Source organism: Nocardioides sp. BE266, assembly GCF_031457855.1.
In the GTDB taxonomy this organism is placed as follows: Bacteria; Actinomycetota; Actinomycetes; order Propionibacteriales; family Nocardioidaceae; genus Nocardioides.
On the sequence record NZ_JAURTI010000002.1, the window covers coordinates 493,902 to 511,563 of the forward strand.

General features: G+C 72.2%; 15 protein-coding genes and 1 tRNA gene. 5 read left to right on the forward strand and 11 right to left on the reverse strand.

Translation table 11 applies throughout. The features are described 5' to 3' along the window. Nucleotides 1–28 precede the first annotated feature (28 nt). Nucleotides 29–427 (forward strand): DUF6855 family protein, encoded by a 399-nt coding sequence (locus tag J2X46_RS06755; RefSeq protein WP_310248409.1) that lies wholly within the window; start codon nucleotides 29–31, stop codon nucleotides 425–427. Beyond that, on the forward strand, nucleotides 427–1,509 hold the full coding sequence (locus tag J2X46_RS06760; RefSeq protein WP_310248412.1) for a DNA polymerase domain-containing protein: 1,083 nt from the start codon (nucleotides 427–429) through the stop codon (nucleotides 1,507–1,509). Before J2X46_RS06755 ends, J2X46_RS06760 begins: the two co-directional genes overlap by 1 nt. A gap of 115 nt (nucleotides 1,510–1,624) precedes the next feature. Here J2X46_RS06760 and J2X46_RS06765 read toward each other — a convergent pair whose 3' ends face one another. After that, nucleotides 1,625–4,366: a stealth conserved region 3 domain-containing protein gene (locus J2X46_RS06765; protein WP_310248415.1), complete on the reverse strand. Its 2,742-nt coding sequence runs from the start codon at nucleotides 4,364–4,366 to the stop codon at nucleotides 1,625–1,627. Between the two features lie 78 nt (nucleotides 4,367–4,444). Between J2X46_RS06765 and J2X46_RS06770 the strand changes: the two genes are divergently transcribed. Then, nucleotides 4,445–5,551, forward strand: coding sequence for a sulfotransferase family protein (locus tag J2X46_RS06770; RefSeq protein WP_310248417.1), 1,107 nt, complete (start codon nucleotides 4,445–4,447; stop codon nucleotides 5,549–5,551). 75 nt (nucleotides 5,552–5,626) lie between these two features. Here the strand turns inward: J2X46_RS06770 and J2X46_RS06775 are convergent, their stop codons facing one another. From J2X46_RS06775 to J2X46_RS06800, 6 genes are read right to left on the reverse strand one after another with little or no spacing between them, the layout of a single operon-like run. Further along, the gene (locus tag J2X46_RS06775; RefSeq protein WP_310248419.1) at nucleotides 5,627–6,214 is read right to left on the reverse strand and encodes a hypothetical protein; all 588 of its coding nucleotides are present in this window, start codon (nucleotides 6,212–6,214) and stop codon (nucleotides 5,627–5,629) included. Then, the gene (locus J2X46_RS06780; protein WP_310248421.1) at nucleotides 6,211–7,332 is read right to left on the reverse strand and encodes an ATP-dependent DNA ligase; all 1,122 of its coding nucleotides are present in this window, start codon (nucleotides 7,330–7,332) and stop codon (nucleotides 6,211–6,213) included. The genes J2X46_RS06775 and J2X46_RS06780 overlap by 4 nt, the downstream gene beginning before the upstream one ends. A 36-nt stretch (nucleotides 7,333–7,368) precedes the next feature. Beyond that, entirely contained in the window at nucleotides 7,369–8,067 is a 699-nt protein-coding gene (locus J2X46_RS06785) for an ABC transporter permease subunit (protein WP_310248422.1), read from the reverse strand. A 13-nt stretch (nucleotides 8,068–8,080) separates the two neighbouring features. Continuing rightward, on the reverse strand, nucleotides 8,081–8,992 hold the full coding sequence (locus J2X46_RS06790) for an ABC transporter ATP-binding protein (protein ID WP_310248424.1): 912 nt from the start codon (nucleotides 8,990–8,992) through the stop codon (nucleotides 8,081–8,083). Further along, nucleotides 8,989–9,864: an ABC transporter permease gene (locus J2X46_RS06795; protein ID WP_310248426.1), complete on the reverse strand. Its 876-nt coding sequence runs from the start codon at nucleotides 9,862–9,864 to the stop codon at nucleotides 8,989–8,991. The genes J2X46_RS06790 and J2X46_RS06795 overlap by 4 nt, the downstream gene beginning before the upstream one ends. Next, nucleotides 9,857–10,828: an ABC transporter ATP-binding protein gene (locus J2X46_RS06800; RefSeq protein WP_310248428.1), complete on the reverse strand. Its 972-nt coding sequence runs from the start codon at nucleotides 10,826–10,828 to the stop codon at nucleotides 9,857–9,859. The genes J2X46_RS06795 and J2X46_RS06800 overlap by 8 nt, the downstream gene beginning before the upstream one ends. Before the next feature lie 103 nt (nucleotides 10,829–10,931). Between J2X46_RS06800 and J2X46_RS06805 the strand changes: the two genes are divergently transcribed. Next, nucleotides 10,932–11,010 (forward strand) — tRNA-Gln (locus J2X46_RS06805). On the opposite strand, the gene J2X46_RS06810 is transcribed toward J2X46_RS06805, so the two are convergent. From J2X46_RS06810 to J2X46_RS06825, 4 genes are all read right to left on the reverse strand, one after another. After that, complete coding sequence (locus tag J2X46_RS06810; RefSeq protein ID WP_310248431.1) at nucleotides 10,999–11,799, reverse strand: hypothetical protein; 801 nt, start codon at nucleotides 11,797–11,799, stop codon at nucleotides 10,999–11,001. The genes J2X46_RS06805 and J2X46_RS06810 overlap by 12 nt on opposite strands. A 45-nt stretch (nucleotides 11,800–11,844) precedes the next feature. Continuing rightward, nucleotides 11,845–12,852 carry a zinc-dependent alcohol dehydrogenase gene (locus tag J2X46_RS06815; protein ID WP_310248433.1) on the reverse strand — a complete coding sequence of 336 codons (1,008 nt, stop codon included), beginning with the start codon at nucleotides 12,850–12,852 and terminating at the stop codon, nucleotides 11,845–11,847. Then, on the reverse strand, nucleotides 12,849–14,252 hold the full coding sequence (locus J2X46_RS06820) for a DUF4389 domain-containing protein (RefSeq protein ID WP_310248434.1): 1,404 nt from the start codon (nucleotides 14,250–14,252) through the stop codon (nucleotides 12,849–12,851). Before J2X46_RS06820 ends, J2X46_RS06815 begins: the two co-directional genes overlap by 4 nt. A gap of 92 nt (nucleotides 14,253–14,344) precedes the next feature. Next, nucleotides 14,345–16,030: a SulP family inorganic anion transporter gene (locus J2X46_RS06825; protein ID WP_310248435.1), complete on the reverse strand. Its 1,686-nt coding sequence runs from the start codon at nucleotides 16,028–16,030 to the stop codon at nucleotides 14,345–14,347. A gap of 91 nt (nucleotides 16,031–16,121) precedes the next feature. Between J2X46_RS06825 and glmU the strand changes: the two genes are divergently transcribed. Beyond that, nucleotides 16,122–17,558 (forward strand): bifunctional UDP-N-acetylglucosamine diphosphorylase/glucosamine-1-phosphate N-acetyltransferase GlmU, encoded by a 1,437-nt coding sequence (glmU, locus tag J2X46_RS06830; RefSeq protein WP_310248437.1) that lies wholly within the window; start codon nucleotides 16,122–16,124, stop codon nucleotides 17,556–17,558. Nucleotides 17,559–17,662: the final 104 nt, after the last annotated feature.

Genomic DNA, 17,662 nt, shown 5'->3' on the forward strand with positions numbered 1-17,662 from the left:
GTCGGGACGCCGGGCTAGGTTGCGAGGCATGACCGGAAGCGGATCGCCCGAGGACCCCTGGCAGCTGACGACGGCCCCCGGTTCGTCGGCGTACACGATGCACCGCGACGACGACGCCGGCCTGCTGGTGTGCCAGGTCGGCAGCACCCGGCTCACCTACCTCGCCTCGGCGATCGACGACCTGCACGCGATGCTGCGCGAGCACGGCGACTGGATGCCGCTCGGCGCGGCCGACGAGAAGAAGGATGCTGCCGAAGGCACCGTCGAGGCGTGGGGCCGCTCGGCCGACAATCCGGTGGGCGGGTGGTACGGCCAGCGCAACGGCTACCGCGGGCGATTCGGGATGTACCTCCCGCCCTTGCTCGAGGAGCTCGGCCTCGTCGAGCTCGAGCACAACCCCCGCAACAACCGCGTCCGCGCGCTCTGATGGCGGCCGCCAAGCCGGTGATGGTGCAGGCCGGCGACCGGGAGGTCCGCGTCTCCTCACCCGACCGCGTCATCTACGAGGCGACGGAGTCGACCGCCGAGGTCACCAAGCTGATGGTGGCGGAGTACTTCGCGTCGGTCGAGGACGGCCTGATGCGCGCGTTGCGCGACCGCCCGACCGCGCTCGAGCGGTGGACCTCCGGGGTCCGCGAGGGCATGAAGCTGGCCACCGGGCCGCAGGACCGCAACGCCGACGCGTTCTACCAGAAGCGCGTGCCCAAGGGGGCTCCCGACTATCTCGAGACCGCGACGATCACCTTCCCCTCCGGCCGCACGGCCGACGAGATCTGCCCGACCGAGATCGCCGTGCCGGTCTGGTGCGCCCACATGGGCACGCTGACGTTCCACCCCTGGCCGGTGCGGCGCACTGACGTGGACCACCCCGACGAGCTGCGGATCGACCTCGACCCCCAACCGGGTACGACGTTCGCCGACGCCGTACGCGTCGCGGGGGTCGCGCGGGGGCTGCTCGACGACCTCGGCATGACCGGCTTCGCGAAGACCTCGGGCAACCGGGGCATCCACATCTACGTCCGCATCAAGCCCGAGTGGGACTTCGCTGCGGTCCGGCACGCGGCGATCGCCTTCGGCCGCGAGCTCGAGAAGCGCGACGACGGCGTCACGACCGCGTGGTGGAAGGAGGAGCGCGGGGAGCGGATCTTCGTCGACTTCAACCAGAACACCCGCGACCGCACGATCGCGTCGGCGTACTCCCTGCGCCCCATCGCCGGGGCGCCGGTCTCGACGCCGGTGACGTGGGATGAGCTGGCTACCCTGACCTCACCGAGCGGCTTCAACCTCTTCACCGTTCCCGAGCGGCTCGCCTCCGACGGCGACCCGTGGGCCGCGATCGACGACGTCCACCACTCGCTCCAGCCGCTCCTCGACCTCTGGGACGAGCACCCGGTCGAGCTCAACTTCCCGCCCGACCACCCGAAGATGCCCGGCGAGCCACCCCGCGTCCAGCCCTCGAAGAAGGTCGAGTCCCACTGGGACGCGGACGGCAACCGCATCGCCGACTAACGGTCGCCCTGGTTTCGACACGCTCGCTTCGCTCGCTGCTCAACCGACGGGCGTTGCAGCCGCTGGTTGAGCAGGGCCCCCGCGCCCGTGTCGAGACCGAGGAGCTCGGAGCGAGCTACTTCTCCCACGGGGCGGGGATGGGGAAGTACTCCTCGAGGAAGTCGTGGAGGAGGCCGTCGGCGCGCTCCTCGTCGAAGGCGGCGAGCATGTTGTCGGCGATGCAGAAGAAGTCGCGGTTGCGGTTGAGCATCTGCTTGAGCTGGACGGGCAGCTGCTGGTGGCCGAGGTCGACGTAGCCGTGGTGGGCGGTGGCGCGGAAGGCCTGGCCGGTGATCAGGCCGTAGTTCTGCGCGAAGGACGAGAGCATCGAGACGTCGCCCGCCGAGCGGAAGGGCGCGAGCGTGGTGGCCTCGACCTCGGTCGGGAAGCGTGCGGCGATCTCCTCGAGGACCGTACGACGTTGGGGATGGGGGCTGTGCATCATCGTCTGGGTGATGCTCACGCCGAACGCCTCGGCGAGGATCCGCCGGTTGTTCTGGGCGGCGGTGAGGTAGGGGCGGTCGTCCGTGCCGGGCATGCCGACGGCCCGGTGGTCGGCGACGAAGGCGGCGTACTGCCCACCGGGTGAGAAGAAGTGCTCGGGGCGTCGCGGTCGGCCGAGGAAGACGTCGTCGTTGACGTAGACGAAGTGGTCGGCCAGGTCGGGCACGGCGTGCAGCCGGGTCTCGATGGCGTGCGAGCTGAAGGTCGGCAGCGCGGCCCCGGGGAGGATGTCGCGGTGGTCGACGACCCGGATCCGGTCGTGGGAGGTGTCGAGCCACGACGGCACCTGGCCGGCGGTGACGAGGTGGATCCGGCGCACCCACGGAGCGAAGAGGTGCAGGCTGCGCATCGAGTAGCGCAGCTCGTCGCGGCTGCGGTAGCGCTGCGCGCCGCCGGCCCGGGCGCTGGGCGTGCCGCCGAGCCCGGTGATCCGCTCGTCGCGCGCCTGCAGCCACGCCTCGTCGTCACCGTCCACCCACGTGTAGACGACGTCGACGTCGAAGCGGCAGTCGTCGACGGACGGCAGGGCCATCACCTCGAGGGTCGGCACCTCCACGCCCTCGACCTCGATGGTCGCGCGCGGCGTCCCGGCCGGCACGCGGTCGCCGAAACGGTTGAGGCTCGGCGCGAAGAGCTCGCCGTCGGGTGACTCCTCCCAGAACTGCACGCCCACCTCGACACCCTCGCCGAGCACCCCGTCGTGGCCGCCGCGCATCGGCCACGGCTCCAGGAACAGCGAGGCGGAGCGGTTGCGGGCGAGCTCAGAGGTCATTGCCGCGACGGTGCCGCGCCGCTCGGGCCAGCCGCGCTCGGCAGGCTCGCGCACCGACAGCCAGTCGGGCACGGACGCGCCGGCGAGCGTGGTCAGGAAGACCTCGCGACGCGACGACGGGACGACGACGAAGGGGTGCGGGTCGAGGCCGCGCGCGGGCACCACGAACCACCCGTCCCCGGTCGTCGCAGCGGCGGCGGTGAGCACCCGCAGGGCCGTCGTACGTGCCTGGGCGGGGGTGGTGCCGCGGGCTCCGGTCGTCTCGGGCAGGTCGCCGATCGGTCCCGGTCGCAGCCCGTGGAGGACGCGGCGCGGTGCGAGCGGGTCGGCCCGGCGGGCCATCGCGCCGCGGAAGACGTCGACCCAGCGACGCGCCAGGAGAGGGCCGTCCCAGCCCTGCGAGCGCTCGAGCGCGGCGGCGCCGAGGCGGGTGCGGAGGTCGTCGTCGGCGGCGACCCGGAGCATCGCGGCCGCCAGCGCGGCCTTCGAGCCGGGCGGCACCAGCAGCCCGTCCACGTCGTGCGTGATGATCTCGCGCGGCCCGGACGGGCAGTCGTACGAAATGGGCGGCACGCCCGCCGACATCGCCTCCTGCAGCACGAGCGGGTAGCCCTCGGCACGCGAGGCGAGTACGGCGACGCTGGCGCGGGTCCACTCGGCGGTCATGTCGTCGGTCGTGCCGGGCAGCTCGACGCGGTCCTCGAGCCCGAGCTTGCGCACCTGCGCGGCGAGGTTGTCGGCTCGCGGGCCGTCGCCCCAGATGCGCAGCGTCCAGCCGGGGATCTCCTCGTGGATGCGCCAGAACGCGTCGACGAGGTGCTCGAACTGCTTCTCCGGCGCCAGCCGGCCGGCCGTGACGAACGTCTTCTGGTCGAGCGGCGAGCGCGGCTGTGGCTCCGCCGGCAGTGGGTTGGGGATGACGAGCAGCTCTGGAGCGGCACCGCCGAGGCGCCCGGCGAGCCAGCGCGACATCGACTCGGTCAGCGACACGACCACGTCGGCGCGTGGGGCGAACTCCAGCAACGCGCCGAGGTCGTTGACCCGGCTCGAGGAGGCCCGGTGCTCCTGGTGCACCAGCGCCACGTCGGCGGGCGCGAGCTGGGCGACGACCGCCAGCAGCTCGGGGGTCGTCGTGACGAGCACGTCGGCGTCGAGGGCGGGCAGCGCCTCGCGCAACGTGGCGTCGGTGAGGGCGTTGAAGGTCGCGTCCCACGACCGCGGCACGATCACGGACTCGCGCTCGGCAAGCTCGGCCGGGTGCTTGCCGTCGACCGCGACGGCGCGCTGACCGCGTACGTCGACGAGGTAGGTCACCTCGAGCCCGTCCGCCAGCGGGTAGTGGGTCGACGCGCCGCTCCGCGTGACGCTGAGGATGCGGACCTTGTGTCCCTCGCCGAGCCCGAGCAGCGCGTTGGCCTGGGCGATCCCGGAGCGCGCGGTGCCGCCCATGCCGTCGGCGTTGAAGAGCACGTAGACGACGTCGAGCGGCCCGTCCCGTCGCACCCGGCGCACGGCCGAGCGCACCTTGTCGGAGAGTGCCACGTGTCCGGTGTCCTGTCCTCGTCGGGTGCGGTCGCCACGATCCTAGGGCGCACCGTGGTGGCCGATAGGGTGACCCGCATGCCGACGTCCCCCACCCCGCTGGTCCTGGTGTCCGGTTCCGGTCGCAGTGGCACCAGCTCGCTGGCAGGCACCCTCAAGCGACTCGGCCTGCACGTGCCGCAGCCCGAGGTCGAGGCGTCGGAGACCAACCCGCGCGGCTTCTACGAGCCGCAGTGGGTCATCGACTTCCACAAGCGCCACCTCAAGGAGCTGGCGCTGTTCAACATCGACAGCCGGCCCGCCGCGGTCGGCCTGGTCGACGCCTACCTCGCCTCGGGCGCCCCCGCCGCCGAGCTGCGCGAGTGGCTCTCCGGCCAGCTCGCCGAGTACAAGCGGGCAGGCGACCAGATCGTCGTCAAGGACCCGCACGCGTTCTGGTTCGCCGCGGCCTGGGAGTCGGTGAGCGCCGAGGTCGGCGCCGACCTGCGCTGGCTGACCGCGCTGCGCCACCCGGCCGAGGTCGTCGGGTCCCGCGACATCGCCTACCTCTCCAGCCAGTCAGAGGACCTGCGCCTCACCAAGGAGACGTCCAACGTCGCCGGCTGGGTCCACGCCGCGCTGCTGACCGAGCAGGCCGGGCGTGGCCACAAGCGCTCGTTCGTGAGGTACGTCGACCTGCTGGCCGACTGGCGCGCCGCGCTGGCGCCGGTGCAGCAGCAGCTCGAGCTCGACTTCAACACCGACCTCTCCGCCTCTCCCGATGGGCGCGACCACCACGCGGTCGACGACTTCATCGAGCCCTCGATGCGCAAGTCGCAGCTCACGTGGGACGACGTACGGACGCCCGACTGGCTGCGCGAGATGGCCGAGGAGGTCTGGCAGCTGCTCGGCGTGCTGACCGCGACGCCGGCCGACGACGCCACGCAGGCCCGGCTCGACGAGATCCACGCCGACTACGACGCCCGCTACGCCGACGCCGTCGCGCTCACCTTCGACCACACCAAGGCCGAGTCGACCCTCGCCGCTCGCGAGGCGCGCGACGCCCAGCGCGCGACCGTGCAGCAGCTGCGCCGCGAGCTCGACCAGGCCCGCCGCGCCGGCCAGCCGCAGAACGTCGGCGGTCGCGAGGCCGCGTCGATCCTGGGCCGCGCCGTCGTACGCCGGGTGCGCCGCCCGCGCGGCTGACCTTCAGATGTCTGAGGACGTCATGAACGGGATTCGAGGAGGATCCCGTTCACCACGTCCTCAGATATCCAGGTTCTAGAGGCCGCTGACGCCCTCGCCGGAGCCGGAGGCCTGCTCGTCGAAGTTCTCGTGCTCGATGAGGTGGAGGACCGGTACGCCGAGCTTGCGGCGGGCGCGGGAGGTCCAGTCGACGTGGAAGAACTCCGCGACGACGTGGGAGCGGGTCAGGATGATGGCCTCGCGGGCGTCGACCGCCGCGACCATCGCGGCGAGCGCGTCGACCGGCGGCTCGGAGGTGACCTTGCCGTGGCAGGTGCCGCCGACGTTCTGGAGCGCGACGAGCGTCTGCTGGAGCTCGGCGGAGGAGTTGTCGGCGCACTCCTTGCGCAGCGCCTCGATGTCGACGTCGTTCATCGCCAGCGCCGGGGCGGCCATCAGGTCGCCGGCCCCCAGGGTGCCGAGGGAGGCCTCGATGCGGGCCGCAGCGTCCTCCAGCGGCAGGAGGACGTGGTAGACGACCGGGTCCTCGATCTCGTCGTGGAGCGAGCGCACCTGCTTGGCGTCGGCGGGGGAGAGGGCCTGCTCGACCAGCAGCACCACGTCGTAGGTGCCGCTCCCGTCGTGGATGGAGTCGCCGTTGATCGTGCCGTCGTTGTCGCTCATGACTCGCCTCCGTGGTCGGTGCTCAGGATTCTAGTGAGGTCGTAGCCTGCGGGCTCGTCCAGCTGGGCGTACCCGCAGCTCTCGGGATCGCGGTCCGTGCGCCACCGCTTGAAGTGCGCAGTGTGCCGGAACCGGCGACCTTCCATGTGGTCGTACTTCACCTCCAGCACCCGTTCGGGTCGCAGCGCGGTGAAGCCGAGGTCCTTGCCCTGGCTCCACCGGCTCTGGGTGCCGGGGACGCGGTCGGGGTTGGCGGTGAGGAACTCGTTCCACCTGCCCCACGGGTGGTCGGCGATGTCGCAGACCAGGGGCTGGAGCTCGTGCCACAGCTCGGCGCGCTTCGCGGCGGTGAAGCTGGCCGAGACGCCGATGTGCTGGAGCTCGCCGTCGTCGTCGTACAGCCCGAGGAGCAGCGAGCCGATCAACGGCTCGTCGGGGGTGGAGGTCTTGTGCTCGCGGTAGCCGGCCAGCACGACGTCGGCCGTGCGCTCGTGCTTGATCTTGAGCATGGTGCGCTTGTTGGGCTCGTACGACGCCCCCAGCGGCTTGGCGACGACACCGTCGAGGCCGGCACCCTCGAACTCCTCGAACCACCGCTCGGCCTCGGCCGGGTCCTCGGTGGTGCGGGTCAGGAAGCACGGGCCCTCGCCGTCGAGGTGGGCCAGCGCCTCGACCAGCGCGGCGCGCCGCTCGGAGAACGGGCGGTCGAGGAAGGACTCGTCGCCCAGCGCCAGCAGGTCGAAGGCGACGAAGCCGGCGGCCGTCTCGACGGAGAGCTTCTCGACGCGACTCGCCGCGGGGTGGATCCGCTCCTGGAGGGTCTCGAACTCCAGCCGCCAGCCCTCCGGCCCCTGGAGGCCCACGAAGATCTCGCCGTCGAGCACGACGCGGTCGGGCAGCTGGCGGCGTACGGCCTCCACGACCTCGGGGAAGTAGCGGGTCAGCGGCTTGGTGTTGCGGCTGGCGAGCTCGACGTCGTCGCCGTCCTTGAAGACCAGGCAGCGGAAGCCGTCCCACTTCGGCTCGAAGCTCAGGCCGCCGTGCTTGGCCGGGTCGGGCACGCCGCTGACGCTCTTGGCCAGCATCGGCTGGACGGGCGGCATCACGGGAAGGTCCACGATTTCGAGCCTAGTCCGGAACTGTCCGGGGAGCGCTCAGTCCTCGCCGCGCAGGGAGAACGAGCGCAGCCGGTCGCCGGCGAACCACACGCCCGCCACCGTCACCACGAGGCTGGCGAGGATCGCCCAGGTCAGGTTCGCCGGGTCGGGCAGCTGGTCGGAGATCTCGTGGCCGATGCGGATGCCCCACTGGCCGATGCTCAGCCAGGCGACGCCGGTGAAGAGGTTGCCGAGCAGGCTCTCCCAGATCAGCACGAACATCAGCGACGCGATGACCGCGTGCCGGGTGACCGACGAGATCGCCAGGAACAGCGCGGAGTACGCCGTCCCGGCCACGACCGCGCCGACGAACATCGCGATCGCCCGGGTGGTGTCGCCGGTGATGAGCGAGGCGACGAAGATCGCCAGCGAGCCGGCCGTCAGCGTCGCGGCGAGGGCGACGAGCCACTTGCTGATGGCGACGCCGTACCGGCTGACGGGCTTGGACAGCAGGTAGACGATCGAGCCGTCGTCGACCTCCGGGCCGAGCACCGAGGAGGCCGCGAGGATCGCGACCAGCGGCAGCACGAGCGGGTAGCCCAGGCCGGGCAGGATCTCGAAGGCCGCGTCGCCGTCGGTGAGCGCAGTGATGAGCGCGACCAGCGCGATCAGCAGGACCGGGAAGGCCAGGAGCAGGAAGAACCGGCGTCGGCCGAGCAGGGCCTGCAGGGCGAGCTTGGCGATCGTCCCGTTCATGAAAGGTCCTTGATCATCGGGCCACCAGGTAGGCGAAGACGCTCTCCAGCGACTCGTCGCTGGGGGAGAGCTCGAACAGGGTCACGTCGTGCTGCCTCGCCCAGCCGGGGAGGCCGACGGCGAAGCTGCCCAGGTCGTCGACCTGGACGTCGAGCTGGTCGGTGCGCAGGCTGACCGCCCGCACCGCGGGCTGGGCGATGAGGACGGCCGCGAGGGCACGGTCGTCGCTGGAGCGGACGGCGTACTGCACCGGGCGGTCGGTCATCAGCCGGCGGATGGCGCCGAAGTCGCCGGAGGCCGCGTGGCGTCCGGAGACGACGACCTCGATGTGGCGGGCCAGCCGCTCGACCTCTTCGAGGATGTGGGAGCTGAAGAGCACCGTTCGGCCCTGGTCGCCGAGGCGGCGCAGCAGGTCCATCAGGTGCATCCGCTGGCGCGGGTCGACGCCGTTGAAGGGCTCGTCGAGCAGCAGCACCGCGGGATCGTGCACGAGTGCGGCGGCGATCTTGATCCGCTGGCGCATGCCCTTGGAGTACGTGTCGAGGCGACGGCCCGCGGGCTCGACCATGTCGACCTCGGCGAGGATCCGCTCGGTCGCCGCGGCCGCCTCGGGGAGGCGGTGCAGGTCGGCGTTGGCGCGGACGAACTGCCGCCCGGTGAGGTAGCCGAAGCTCAGCTCGCGCTCGGGCACGAGCCCGATCTGGCGGTAGACGTCGGTGTTGCGCCACACGGGCTGGCCGTCGAGCGTCACGTGGCCGGACGACGGGGCGAGGAAGCCCGACATCATCGCCATCAGCGTCGTCTTGCCGGCACCGTTGGGGCCGAGCAGGCCGGTGACGCCCGGGCCGATCGACAGCGAGACGTCGTTGACCGCGACCACGTTGCCGAACCAGCGCGAGGCCGAGTCGAGGACCAGGGTGCTCATCGCGAGCCCACCTTCCGGAAGCGGGCGACCAGCCCGAGCACGCAGAGCGCGGTCAGCACGACGGCGAAGAGGACGTAGGCCAGTGCCCACGCGCTCCCAGGGGGTGTGAACGTGACGACCCCGGCGTGCCAGGCGTCGCCCAGACCGCCGTAGATCGACCACGGCGAGAGGAGCCCGGCGGCGACCCCGATGGAGTCGGCGTCCTGCGAGTCCGAGATCGCCTGGACCGAGGTGACCACGCCGGAGAGCACGATGAGGGCCACGACCGAGCCGACGACCGCGAAGCCGCGGCGCAGCGAGACCGAGGAGATGAGCCCGGTGAGGCCGGCGACGAGGGCGGCCAGCAGCAGCTGGAGGGCGGCGGCCTTGAGCAGCCCCTCGAGCTGGTCGCTCTTGTCGAGGCCGGCCAGCATCGCGCCGGCGAAGAGCAGCAGCGTCGGCACCCACATGAAGATCAGCAGCGAGGTGGTCAGCGAGAGCCACCTCGTGACCGCGAAGACCGAGGACGACAGCGGCCGGGCCAGGTAGAGCACGATGGACCGGTGCCGCAGGTCGCGGGAGAAGAGCACGGGCGCCTGCGCAGCGGCGTACAGGCTGGTGAGCAGCTGCACCTGGTGGGTGTAGTCGGCGTACGACACCGGGAGCCGGTCGAGGCCGGTGAGCACCACGACTCCGACGATGATCGCGGCCGGCAGCGTGGCCATCGCCAGCAGGATGAAGGGCAGGATCTTCGACTTGCCCGAGCGGCCGAGGCCGTAGGTGTGGCGCAGCCCGGTGACGAAGAGGGTGCGCGCGATCGTGGCGGTGCCGTCGCGCATCCCGTCGTAGTGGCGGTAGCCGAGGTCGTGGATGACCCCTGAACGCTCAGACATGGGCACTTCCCTCGAGGAAGACGTCCTCCAGGTGGCCGCGGTCGGGTTCGAGCCGCATCAGGCCGAGGCCCAGGTCGGCGGCGACGTCGCGGATCAGGTCGTGGGTGGCGCCGCCCTCGGCCAGCTCGGGCGGCGGCGGGTCGATGGCGACCATCGTGCCGCGGGGGCGGCAGGTGAGGCCGCGCTTGGCGAGCGCCTCGCCGAGCAGGTCGCGCTCGGCCTCGGTGCCGACGACCTCGACGAGCAGGTTGCCGGTCTGGCGCGTGAAGTCGGTCGTCGCGCTGGAGCGGAGCAGGTGGCCGCCGTCGAGCACGATGACGTGGTCGCTGACCTGCTCGAGCTCGCCGAGGAGGTGAGACGTGACCAGCACGGCGATGCCGAACTCGCTGCCGATGCGCTGCACGAGCCGGAGCATGTCGGTGCGGGCGGCCGGGTCGAGGCCGTTGGTCGGCTCGTCGAGGAACACCAGGCGGGGGTCGTGCACGAGGGCCTGCGCCAGCTTGGCCCGCTGCTTCATGCCGGTGGAGTAGCCGCCCATCGGCCGGTAGCGCTCCTCGTCGAGGCCCACGTGGCGCAGCACGTCGGCCGCGCGCTCACGGGCCGGCGAGGCGCCGAGCCCCGACATCCGCGCCATGTGTACGACGAAGTCACTGGCGCTCACGTCGGGCGGCAGGCAGTCGTGCTCGGGCATGTAGCCCACCAGCCGGCGGATCTCCTGGCTGGCGTGCTCGATGTCGTGGCCGAGCACGCTCGCCCGCCCGCTCGTCGGCTCGAGCAGGCCGAGCAGGATCTTGATGAGCGTCGACTTGCCGGCACCGTTGGCGCCGACCAGTCCCGTCACGCCCGGGCCGACGTCGACGGTCAGGTCGGTGAGAGCGTGGACCGTGCCGTAGTGCTTGGTGAGGCCCGCGGTCGAGACGACCGACTGGTTGGTGGGCGGCCGCCCGGTGAGTTCCCCCGTCACGCCCGCCACGCTAGCGGCCCCCACCGTCACGGTGCATCAGGGATCGCCCGGATCGGTGTGAAGGTGTCGTGAAGATCGGCGCACCCTAGGCTTGGCCGCACATTCCCCGGTTGGTCTGCCGGTAGGGCCCGCCTGACTTTGAATCAGGACTAGCGACGTAGGTTCGACTCCTACCCGGGGAGCTCGTCATCCGTGCGGGGTGTGAAGGCGAACCATCCGTACGGCCTGCCGCTCGCCTCCGCCTCGGCGATGCGCCGCCTGATCTCCCGCAAGGGCGGACGCGGGCTCGCGACCGGAGGCAGCTCCTCGCGCACGGAGCGTGCGAAGTCGCCCTCCCAGACGACGAGGAACCGTTCGTCGTCAGCCCCGGTCTCGACGAGCGCCTCCTCGTAGTAATCGAAGGTGTGGTCACGTGGCGGACCGTGGCGGCGGAGCACCTGCTCCCACTGGTCGGGCGTGATGAGGACCGTGACCTCGAAGCCCTCCTCGAGGCGTACGACGTAGCGGTCGTCCGCTGGCTGCTCGACCTCGCCCCAGCGTCGCAGGACGTGCATCAGCAGGGCCCGCTGCGCGTCCGCGTCAGGGGCCTCGTAGTCCGGGCGCGGGCCTTCGGTGTGGAGCACGACGTGGTCGCGAGCGCCTCGCTGCACCTGCCCGGCGACGACCGGCGCGTAGTCCTCGGGCTCGGCGTACCCGCCCAGCTCGCGCCACTCGCGCTCGACCAGGAGCCGGATCGATCCGCTGTCCGGGATGTCGAGTCCCGGCGGCAGGTCGAGCACGAAGCCGACCTCGAGCTGGGCGCCGTACGGTCCCGGCACCACGTCGATCGAGGTGACCCGCACCTCCGTGCCGAAGCCGCCGTAGCGGTCGATCCGGTCCGAGCCGGTGCCGTAGCTGTCCACCGGCTCGTCCGGGTCGAGCGGGCGCGTCAGGATCTCGAACAGCTCCCGGGCGTACTCCTCGTCGTCCACCTCCACATCGTCGCCGGGCGCGGACCCCGGTCGCCAGCCAATTGCCTACATCTCGAACACCAGGCGGGCCGGGACCTCGCCGGCGAGCACCTCGTCGAAGCAGGCGTTGACGTCCTCGAGGCGACGGCCCTCGGTCACGACGCGGGTCAGGCCGCGGGCGTGGAGGTCGAAGCACTCGGCGAGGTCGTTGCGGGTGCCGACGAGCGAGCCGATCACGGAGATGCCCTTGAGCACGGTCTCGAAGACCGGGATCTCGAGCCGGTTGTCCGCCGGGAGGCCGACGAGGACGAGGCGTCCGTTGGGGTTGAGCGCGGCGTGCGCGGCGCGCATCGCGGCCGGCGAGGGCACGGTCACCAGCGCCACGTCGACGCCGCCGATCGCCTCGAGCTCGGCCTGCTGGTCACCGCGGGCGTCGACGACGTGGTCCGCGCCGAGCTCCTTGGCGAGCTGGAGCTTCTCGTCGTGCACGTCGACGGCGACGGTGCGCGAGCCGAAGACGCGGGCGTACTGCAGCCCGAGGTGCCCCAGACCGCCGATGCCGACGACCATCGCGGTCTCGCCGGGCTGCGGCTTCGCCACCTTGAGCCCCTTGTACGTCGTCACGCCGGCGCACGTGAGGGGCGAGGCGTCGCGCGAGGTCACCGCGTCGGGCACGGGCACGACGTGGCTCGCGTACGCGACGGCGTACTCCGCGTAGCCGCCATCCATCGTGTAGCCCATGTAGGACGGGCTGGTGCAGTAGGTCTCCCAGCCGGCCACGCAGTAGCGGCAGTGGCCGCAGGCGTGCCCGAGCCAGGGCAGCGCGACGCGCTGGCCGACCGCGACCGGGAGGTCACCCTCGCCGACCGCCTCGACCACGCCGACGCCCTCGTGACCGGGGATGAGCAGGTCCTTGGGCTTGACCGGCCACTCGCCGCGAGCGGCGTGGATGTCGGTGTGGCACAACCCGCAGGTCTCGATGCGCACCAGCACCTGGCCGGGGCCGGGCTCGGGGACCGGGACGTCGCGGATCTCCAGCGGCGCTCCGAGCGTGGGGACGACTGCTGCCTTCATTGTTCTCTCCTTGCAACTGTGCGGATGGGTACGGCGATGAGCAGGGCGCCGGCGAGCAGGGTCAGGCCGGCGAGGACGAGCAGGGCGGCGACGACCGCGTCGAGGACGGGGACCTCGGCACCTGTGGCCACGTCGGCTGTCACGCCCTCGGTGCCGTCGGCGCGCATCAGGACGAAGGTCCAGCTGCCGTCCTCCGGCGCCCAGTCGAGCGTCGCGTCGGAGCCGGTCGCGCTGGCCACCCAGAACGACTGGTCGGCGGGCGGCGCGCTCGGCGCACCGCCGGTCACCGGGTCGAGCACGGCCGCGCCGTCGCGGACCTCGCGGAAGGTGTCGCGGGCGACGCCGACGAGGTACGTCTCGACGTCGGCCGTCGGGGCGAGGCCGATGAAGACGTCTCCCGAGCCGGACGAGGCGGTCACCCGGACGTCGCCGAGCACCTTCTCGGGCAGCCAGTCGGGGGCGCCCTCGGTGTTGATCCGTGCGTCCTCGGACGTGATCGCGTAGGCGCTGCTGTCCATGCTGATGCTCGGGCTCATCAGGAACCCGTCGTCGCGGTCGGTGGCACCGACGAGCGCCAGGGTGGCGCCGGCGCCCGCGAACCCGAGGCCGGTCAGGACGAGGACCGAGCCGGCCACGACCGAGACGATGCGACCGGTGGTCCAGCCGCGCGGGCGCGCGGGCGGAGCGGTGAGAGGAGCGGGCGGCGGGGCGTCGGGTTCACGGGTGGCCGTGGGGGTCTCGTGACCGCCCATGTCCAGGCGGAACGGCGGGTACTGGTCCGTCATCAGCGCGACGTAGCCGGCGACGCGCAGCACCCACCGGTTCAGGCCGAGCACGAGGTCGAAGATCTGCTGGGGGTAGCGGCCGGTGAAGAGCAGCATGACCGCCGCGACCAGGACGAGGACGCCGATCACGCTGATGCTGATCCAGGTCTCGTCGTCCGCGCCCTGCACGCCGTACGCCACTCCGCCGGCGAAGAGGGCCACGATCAGGTAGTGGGGGATGGCCAGCAGCCACCACTTCACCAGCACCAGCCCGCGGGAGAGGTGGTCGGGGCGGTCGACCTCGAGGTGCGCGGGGTAGTCGGGCACGTCGGCCAGGGTGAAGGGCGGGTACCGGTCGGTGCCGAGCGCGGCGTAGGCGTAGTAGGCGACGCGCCAGCTCCAGCGCATCACGCCGACGTTGAAGTCGAAGATCGCCCGTGGGTAGCGGCCGGTGAAGAGGATGGCGAAGAAGGCCACCACGCTGAGCACCGCGAAGGCGGTCCACAGGAACGCCAGCACCACGTAGTGGGGGATGGCCAGGATCCACTTGACCAGCCAGAGGCCCCGGCTCAGGCCGGGGTCGAGGTCGGCGTCGACGTGCACGGGATAGCTGCGGGGAGCGGTCGAGGTGGCCATGGGGAACGTCCTTCCGTTCCCTTCGATCGTGGCGCCACCACGCGGAGCCCGGCAGGGCCGAACGACACGCGTTCGGGCCCCGATCGCGGGACCTAGGACCCTGTCGCCCCGTCGGCGCGGCCGGTGGCCGCCCGGAAGCCCTCGAGGGCCGTCGGCAGGGTCGGGAAGACGTGCTCCGCGCCGATCCGCTCGAGCACGCCGCTGGGCTGGAGCACCTCGCGCGGCTCCTGCTTGAGCCGCGCCAGCGCCAGCACGATTCCCTGCTCCTCGAGCTCGGCGCGCAACGTCTCGAGCGCGTCGGCGCCTGTCAGGTCGACCTCCCCGATCGCCTCGGCGTTGAGCAGCACCCACTCGGGGTCGTACGCCACCACCGACTCGCGCACGCGGGCGAGGAAGTTCTCCGCGTTGGCGAAGAACAACGGGGCGTCGTAGCGGTAGACCAGCAGGCCGGGAACCGGCAGCGCGTCGGGATAGTCGTCGACGTCGTGCATGCCGGCGAGGTCCGGGACGAGGCCCTCGACCGCGTCGTGGGGTCGCGCCACCCGGCGGATCACGTCGACCAGGGAGAGGCTGACCGCCACCAGCACGCCCTGGAGCACGCCCAGCACGAGCACGCCGAACGTCGTGGCGAGGGCGATGAGCAGCTCGGTGCGTCGGTAGCGGGCGATGCGGACGAACTCCCGGACGTCGACCAGCCGCAGGCCGGCGTAGACCACGACCGCCGCGAGGGCGGCCTCGGGGAAGCGGGCGAGCAGGGGCCGCAGCGCGACGACGAGGACCAGTGCCGCGCCGAGGGTGGAGAGCCCGGCCCACCGGGACCGCCCGCCGACGGCGTCGACGATCGCCGTACGGCTGCCGGAGCTGCTCACCGGGAAGCCGTGCACCACGCCCGCCGCGACGTTGGCGGCGCCCAGCGCCAGCAGCTCGCGGCGGGCGTCGACCCGGTCGCCGTGGCGGGCCGCGAAGGCGCGCGCGGTGAGCACGTTGTCGGTGAAGCCGACCACCGCGATCGCAAGCGCCGTCGTCAGCAGCGCCCACGAGCCCAGCGACGCCACCGACGGCAGGCCGACCTCGGGCAGCGCGAAGGGCAGCGGACCGACGACCGCGACGCCGTCGCGCGACAGCCCCGCGAGCGAGACGACCAGGGTCGCGACGAGCATGCCCGCCAGCGGCACCGGCCCGGTCGGCCACGCCCGGGCGCCGAGCAGCAGCACCACGAGCGTGGCGAGGCAGACCGCGAGCGTCGGTCCGTGGACCGCCGACGGGTGCTGCACCAGCCACCAGGCCTCGGCCAGCGGGTCGCCCTCCGGGATGGTCGCGGCGGTGGCGCGCCCGGCCTGCGAGAGCACCATGAGACCGGCGATGCCGGCCATGTAGCCCACCAGCACCGGCTTGGAGAGCAGGTCGGAGAGGAACGCGAGGCCGCCTGCCCAAGCCACCAGGCACACCGCGCCGACCGCGAGGGCCAGCAGCGCAGCGGTGTCGCGCGCGGACTCGCCGGGCACGGTGATCGCGGCCAGCGCGGCGCCGGTCATCAGCGCCGTCGTCGACTCCGGACCGACCGAGAGCTGGGGCGACGAGCCCAGCAGGAAGTACGCCGCCAGCGCGACGAAGGCCGCCCACAGCCCCGCGGCCGGGGGCACCCGCGCAAGTCCGGCGTACGCCAGGACCTGCGGCACGAGGTAGGCCGCGACGGTGACGCCCGCGAGGACGTCGGTGCGCAGGGCCGGGTCGACGCTTCCGCGGGCGGCGACCCTCGGGGGCGGGGCATCCTTCATCGGGCCAGTCGACCGCCGGTGCGGGCGGCGGGGGTAGGGCCCAACGTCCCGCGCTTTCCGGGGCCTGCGCGACCGATGTAAGACTGCGGCCATGGACAACCTCACCGTCATCGTCCTCGCCGCAGGCGGCGGCACCCGCATGAAGTCGAAGACCATGAAGGTGCTGCACCCCATTGCCGGGCGCTCCATGATCGGCCACGTGCTCCGCGCCGTGCAGGCCGTCGAGCCCACCCGGGTCGTCGCGGTCGTCGGCCACCAGCGCGAGCAGGTCGGCCCGCACATCACCGACCTGCTGCCGGGCGCCGTCCTCGCCGTCCAGGAGACGCAGGAGGGCACGGGGCACGCCGTACGCATCGCGATGGAGGCGGCGGGCACGACCACCGGCACCGTGATCGTCGCGGCCGGCGACACCCCGCTGCTGGAGGGGGAGTCGCTGCGCGCCTTCGCCGCCGAGCACGAGGCCGCGCAGCGGGCGGTGAGCATCCTCAGCGGCCGGGTGCCGGACCCGTTCGGCTACGGACGGATCCTGCGCAACCACGAGGGCGACGTCGAGGCCATCGTGGAGGAGAAGGACGCCACGCCCGAGCAGCGCGAGATCGACGAGATCAGCTCCGGGATCCTGGCCTTCGACGCCGAGTTCCTCGTCTCGGCGCTGCCGCGGATCAGCAACGACAACGCCAAGGGCGAGTACTACCTCACCGACACCGTCCACCTCGCCCGCGAGGACGGTCTCACCGTCGGCGCGCACCTCATCGATGACGTCGACCAGACCGAGGGCGCCAACGACCGCGCCCAGCTCGCCGAGCTCGGCCGCCGGCTCAACAGCCGCATCGTGACCCGCTGGATGAAGGAGGGCGTCACGGTCATGGACCCGGCGACCACCTGGATCGAGGCCGACGTGGTCATCGAGCCCGACGCCACGATCCTGCCCGGCACCCAGCTCCTCGGCGCGACCGTCGTGCGCGAGGACGCCGTCGTCGGGCCCGACACCACGCTGAAGGACTGCGAGATCGGCGCCGGCGCGCGCGTCGTACGGACGCACGGGGAGCTCGCGGTCGTCGGCGACCGCGCGACCGTGGGCCCGTTCGCCTACCTCCGCCCCGGCACCCAGCTCGGCATCGACGGCAAGATCGGTGCCTTCGTGGAGACCAAGAACGCGCAGATCGGCGACGGCGCGAAGGTGCCGCACCTGTCCTACGTCGGCGACGCCGAGATCGGCGAGGGCACCAACATCGGCGCCGGCACGATCTTTGCGAACTACGACGGGGTCGACAAACACCGCACGGTCATCGGCAAGCAGGCCCGCACGGGGTCGAACAACACGTTCGTCGCCCCGGTGTCGGTCGGGGACGGCGCGGGCACCGCCGGCGGCACCGTCGTACGCCGCAACGTGCCCGCGGGCGCGCTCGCGGTCAGCTCCTCGCCGCAGCGCAACCTCGAGGGCTGGACCGAGTCGAAGCGGGCCGGTACGGCGCAGGCCGAGGCCGCGCGAACGGCTCGTGAACAGCAGGAGACCACCACCCCCTGACTCACAGGGTGACCCGGGGTTGGGGATCGCCCGGTCGGTGGGTGAGAATCAGCGCAGACCTCCGAACGAGCCCCCCGAGCGAGGAGTCGCGTGGCGTGACCGGA

Excerpts from the sequence above, each read along its gene's own strand:
- J2X46_RS06755 (WP_310248409.1), top strand. The coding sequence starts at position 29 with ATGACCGGAAGCGGATCGCCCGAGGACCCCTGGCAGCTGACGACGGCC.
- J2X46_RS06760 (WP_310248412.1), top strand. The coding sequence starts at position 427 with ATGGCGGCCGCCAAGCCGGTGATGGTGCAGGCCGGCGACCGGGAGGTC.
- J2X46_RS06770 (WP_310248417.1), top strand. The coding sequence starts at position 4,445 with ATGCCGACGTCCCCCACCCCGCTGGTCCTGGTGTCCGGTTCCGGTCGC.
- J2X46_RS06775 (WP_310248419.1), bottom strand. The coding sequence starts at position 6,214 with ATGAGCGACAACGACGGCACGATCAACGGCGACTCCATCCACGACGGG.
- J2X46_RS06785 (WP_310248422.1), bottom strand. The coding sequence starts at position 8,067 with ATGAACGGGACGATCGCCAAGCTCGCCCTGCAGGCCCTGCTCGGCCGA.
- J2X46_RS06790 (WP_310248424.1), bottom strand. The coding sequence starts at position 8,992 with ATGAGCACCCTGGTCCTCGACTCGGCCTCGCGCTGGTTCGGCAACGTG.
- J2X46_RS06795 (WP_310248426.1), bottom strand. The coding sequence starts at position 9,864 with ATGTCTGAGCGTTCAGGGGTCATCCACGACCTCGGCTACCGCCACTAC.
- J2X46_RS06815 (WP_310248433.1), bottom strand. The coding sequence starts at position 12,852 with ATGAAGGCAGCAGTCGTCCCCACGCTCGGAGCGCCGCTGGAGATCCGC.
- J2X46_RS06820 (WP_310248434.1), bottom strand. The coding sequence starts at position 14,252 with ATGGCCACCTCGACCGCTCCCCGCAGCTATCCCGTGCACGTCGACGCC.
- J2X46_RS06825 (WP_310248435.1), bottom strand. The coding sequence starts at position 16,030 with ATGAAGGATGCCCCGCCCCCGAGGGTCGCCGCCCGCGGAAGCGTCGAC.
- glmU (WP_310248437.1), top strand. The coding sequence starts at position 16,122 with ATGGACAACCTCACCGTCATCGTCCTCGCCGCAGGCGGCGGCACCCGC.